Genomic DNA, 3,707 nt, shown 5'->3' on the forward strand with positions numbered 1-3,707 from the left:
GCGTCGAGGAAGTCGAGGGCCGACCGGCTCGGCGGGGTGTCGACGACGATCAGGTCCCACTCCCCCCGCGCGGCGAGGGGGTCGTCGAGGACGGGCTGCCAGGCGAGTTCGGCGGCGCCGACGAGGCTGTTGTGGTCGAGGGTGCAGGCGAGGATGGGGATGGTGCCGCTTCTCCCCCACAGGCTGCGTTCCTCCACGACGGCCCTGAGGCGCGCGGGGTCGGCTTCCAGGAGGCGGCGGTGGAGGCCGCCGAGGATGATGCGGTCGGGGTTGAGGATGTTGACGAGGCCGGCGAGGCCGAGGCCGAGGCGGTCGATGACGGTGGCGACGGCGGCGCGGGCGGCGGTGTCCCGGGCGGTGGCGTCGGGGGCGTAGGCGGCGCGGACGACCTCGTTGGCCTGGTCCAGCGGGGAGGCTTCGGGGTCGGGGGTGCGGCCGGCGGCGTCGAGGAGGGCCAGGGGGTCGGTTTCGACGTCGAGGCAGCCGCGTCCGCCGCAGTGGCAGGGGCGGCCCTGGGGGTCGACGGTGAGGTGGCCGACTTCGAGGGCGAGGCCGTCGCTGCCCGTGTGGAGTCTGCCGTCGAGGACGAGGGCGCCGCCGACGCCGCGGTGGCCGGTGGCGACGCACAGCAGGTGGGCGGCGGCGCGGCCGGCGCCGTGGCGGTGTTCGGCGAGGGCGGCGAGGTTGACGTCGTTGCCGCAGAAGCCGGTGACGTCGAGGCCGGCGTCGGCGAGGCAGCGGTTGAAGATGGCGCGGACGGGGGCGCCGGCGGGCCAGGCCACGTGGAGCGGGTTGAGGGCGGTGCCCTCGGGTTCGGCGACGGCGGAGGGGACGGCGAGGCCGGCGCCGACGCAGCGGCGTCCGCTGTCGCGGAGCAGGGCGGTGCCGGCCGCGACGACCTCGCCGAGGACCTGGGCGGGGTCGGCGTCGACGGTCATGCAGCCGGGGGCGGTGGCGACGATCCGGCCGCCGAGGCCGACCAGGGCGGCCCGGAAGCCGTCGGCGTGCACCTGGGCGGCGAGCACGACGGGGCCGTCGTCGGCGATGGCCAGGCGGTGGGACGGGCGGCCCTGGCTGCCGGGCGCGGCGCTGGGACGGGAGTCCACGGTGATGAGGCCGAGGGTCTGCAGCTCGGTGGCGACCGCGCCCGCGGTGGCGCGGGTGACGCCCAGTTCGGTGGTGAGGACGGAGCGGGTGGGGGCCCGGCCGGTGTGGACGAGTTCCAGCGCGGGGCCGAGGGCGTTCCGGCCTCTTTCGAGCCTGGTGCGTGTGTGGGTCACGTCCCCATTCTGGCTTTGTGACGCATGCGAACAAATCCCGGGCGGTGGTGGGCCGCGGATCGGCGGGCGGCGGCGGTGGCACAATCCGGCGGATGGAGATCGCTGAGCTGCTGGGCGCGCTGCGCCGCGAGGGGGAATTGCTGATCGCCGCCGCGGAGCGGGCGGGGTGGGACGCGCCCGTTCCGTCGTGTCCGGGGTGGCGGGTGCGGGATCTGGTGGCGCATCAGGGGAACGTGCACCGGTGGGCGGCCCGCACCGTGGCGGAGCGGCTGACGGGGCGCGCGCCGATGGGCACCGGGGTGGTGCCGGACGGGGAGCTGGCCGCGTGGTTCCGGGCCGGGCACGGTGAGTTGCTGGCCGTGCTGGAGGCGGCGCCGGAGGATCTGGAGTGCTGGGCGTTCCTGCGCGGTTCGCCCACGCCGCGGCACTTCTGGGTGCGGCGGCAGGCCCACGAGACGGCCATCCACCGTGTGGACGCCGAGCAGGCCGCCGGCCGGCCGCTGTCGCCGTTCGCGCCGGGGGCGGCGGTGGACGGTGTGGACGAGTTGCTGGCCGGATTCCACACCCGGTCCCGGAGCCGGGTGCGGTCCGGGGTGCCGCGGACGCTGGTGGTCCGGGCGACGGACGAGCCGGGCGCGGTGTGGGCGGTGGCGATATCCGGGGAGCCGCCCAGGGTGCGCCGGGGCGAGGCGGTTCCGGAGGCGGCGTGCGAGGTCGGCGGGCGGGCGGCGGACCTGTATCCGGCGCTGTGGAACCGGCTGCCGTACGAGGGGGTGCTGACCGTCACCGGGGACCGGGAGCTGGCCGAGTTGTGGCGGACGGCCTCCACCATCTGAAGTTACTCACGAGTAACACGTCGTGGTACGTTCGGCCGTATGGCCCGATCCGTCAGACCCGCCGCCCTGGCCCGCCTCATGCGCTGGTGGCCGCCGTTCCGCTGCGCCGGGATCCAGGTCCTGGGCATCGCCGACGACTGGAGCGCCGCCCGGGTGCGGCTCCGGCTCGGGCGGCTGAACCGGAACCTCTTCGGGACCCAGTTCGGCGGCTCGCTGTACTCGATGTGCGACCCGTTCTGGGCGCTGCTGGTGCTGCACCGGCTGGGCGGCGGCTATCTGGTGTGGGACAAGGCGGCGGAGATCGAGTACGTCTCCCCCGGGCGCGGCGACGTGTTCGCGGAGTTCGAGCTGACCGAGGAGCGGGTGGCGGAGATCCGGGCGGCGACCGAGGGCGGCGGCAAGGCCCTGCCGTGGTTCGACTGCACGGTGGTGGCCGCCGACGGCACGGTGGTGGCGCGGGTGCGCAAGCAGCTCTACGTGCGCCGCAAGCGTCAGCCCAGCCAGCCGGGGCGGACCAGCCCCGACTCGTAGGCCAGCACGACGAGCTGGGCCCGGTCGCGGGCGCCGAGCTTCACCATGGCGCGGCTGACGTGCGTCTTGGCGGTCAGGGGCGAGACGACGAGGCGCCGGGCGATCTCCTCGTTGGACAGGCCGATGCCGACCAGGGTCATCACCTCCCGTTCGCGGTCGGTGAGCCGGGCCAGTCCGGCCGCCGCCGCGGGCTCCTTGGAGCGGGCGGCGAACTCGGCGATGAGGCGGCGGGTGACACCGGGCGACAGGAGGGCGTCGCCGGCCACCACGGCCCGGACGGCGCGGACCAGTTCCTCGGGCTCGGTGTCCTTGACCAGGAAGCCGGAGGCGCCGGACCGGATCGCCTCGAAGACGTACTCGTCCAGTTCGAACGTGGTGAGCATGACGACCCTGACGCCGCCCAGCGCCGGGTCGCCGGTGATGCGGCGGGTGGCGGCGAGCCCGTCGAGGCGCGGCATGCGGATGTCCATCAGGACCAGGTCGGGGCGCAGCTCGGCCACCAGGGCGAGCGCCTCCCCGCCGTCGGCGGCCTCGCCCGCGACGGTGATGTCGGGCTGGGCGTCGAGCAGGGCGCGGAAACCGGCCCGGACCAGGGCCTGGTCGTCCGCGAGCAGAACCCGGATCACGCGGTCCTCCCGTTCTCGTCGTGCGCCTCGCGCGGGGTCAGCGGCAGCCGGGCGACGACGCGGAAGCCGCCGTCCGGGCGGGGGCCGGCCTCGACGGTGCCGCCGAACGCGGCGGCGCGTTCCCGCATGCCGACCAGGCCGTTGCCGCGGCCGCCGCCGTGGCCGTCCCCTGCGGTGGCGGGCCCGTCGTCGTCCACGCGCAGCTCCAGGGCGCCGGGGCCGTAGCGCAGCCGGACGCGGGCCGTCCGGGACGCGGAGTGGCGGACGGTGTTGGTCAGTGCCTCCTGCACGATGCGGAAGGCGGCGAGGTCGGCGCCGGGCGGCAGCGGCGCCGGGGTGCCCTCGGTGGCGGTGGTGACCCGCAGCCCGGCGTCGGCGGCCTGGTCGGCGAGCTCGCGGAGCCGTCCGAGGCCGGGGGCCGGGGCGCGGGGGGC

5 protein-coding genes are annotated in these 3,707 nt (G+C 76.2%); 2 read left to right on the plus strand and 3 right to left on the minus strand.

Features of this window, described 5'->3' with window-relative positions; translation table 11 throughout:
* A partial coding sequence (locus tag ACSNOC_RS27230) for an ROK family protein (protein WP_436750241.1) occupies positions 1-1,280 on the minus strand: 1,280 nt, incomplete at its 3' end.
* Positions 1,281-1,372: 92 nt separating this feature from the next.
* Between ACSNOC_RS27230 and ACSNOC_RS27235 the strand changes: the two genes are divergently transcribed.
* Together ACSNOC_RS27235 and ACSNOC_RS27240 are read left to right on the plus strand one after the other, a co-directional pair.
* Positions 1,373-2,116, plus strand: coding sequence for a maleylpyruvate isomerase family mycothiol-dependent enzyme (locus ACSNOC_RS27235; RefSeq protein WP_436750242.1), 744 nt, complete (start codon positions 1,373-1,375; stop codon positions 2,114-2,116).
* A 39-nt stretch (positions 2,117-2,155) separates the two neighbouring features.
* Entirely contained in the window at positions 2,156-2,647 is a 492-nt protein-coding gene (locus ACSNOC_RS27240) for a DUF4442 domain-containing protein (RefSeq protein ID WP_436750243.1), read from the plus strand.
* Here ACSNOC_RS27240 and ACSNOC_RS27245 read toward each other — a convergent pair.
* Positions 2,608-3,273, minus strand: a complete 666-nt coding sequence (locus ACSNOC_RS27245) for a response regulator (protein ID WP_436750244.1) — start codon at positions 3,271-3,273, stop codon at positions 2,608-2,610. The two genes, ACSNOC_RS27240 and ACSNOC_RS27245, sit on opposite strands and share 40 nt — an antisense overlap.
* Positions 3,270-3,707, minus strand: a 438-nt coding sequence (locus ACSNOC_RS27250) for a sensor histidine kinase (protein WP_436750245.1), incomplete at its 5' end; no start/stop codon positions are given. The genes ACSNOC_RS27250 and ACSNOC_RS27245, both read right to left, overlap by 4 nt.

Source organism: Streptomyces sp. URMC 129, assembly GCF_051386415.1.
GTDB lineage: Bacteria > Actinomycetota > Actinomycetes > Streptomycetales > Streptomycetaceae > Streptomyces.

Coding starts and splice junctions, on each gene's coding strand:
- ACSNOC_RS27240 (WP_436750243.1), top strand. CDS start 2,156: ATGGCCCGATCCGTCAGACCCGCCGCCCTGGCCCGCCTCATGCGCTGG.
- ACSNOC_RS27235 (WP_436750242.1), top strand. CDS start 1,373: ATGGAGATCGCTGAGCTGCTGGGCGCGCTGCGCCGCGAGGGGGAATTG.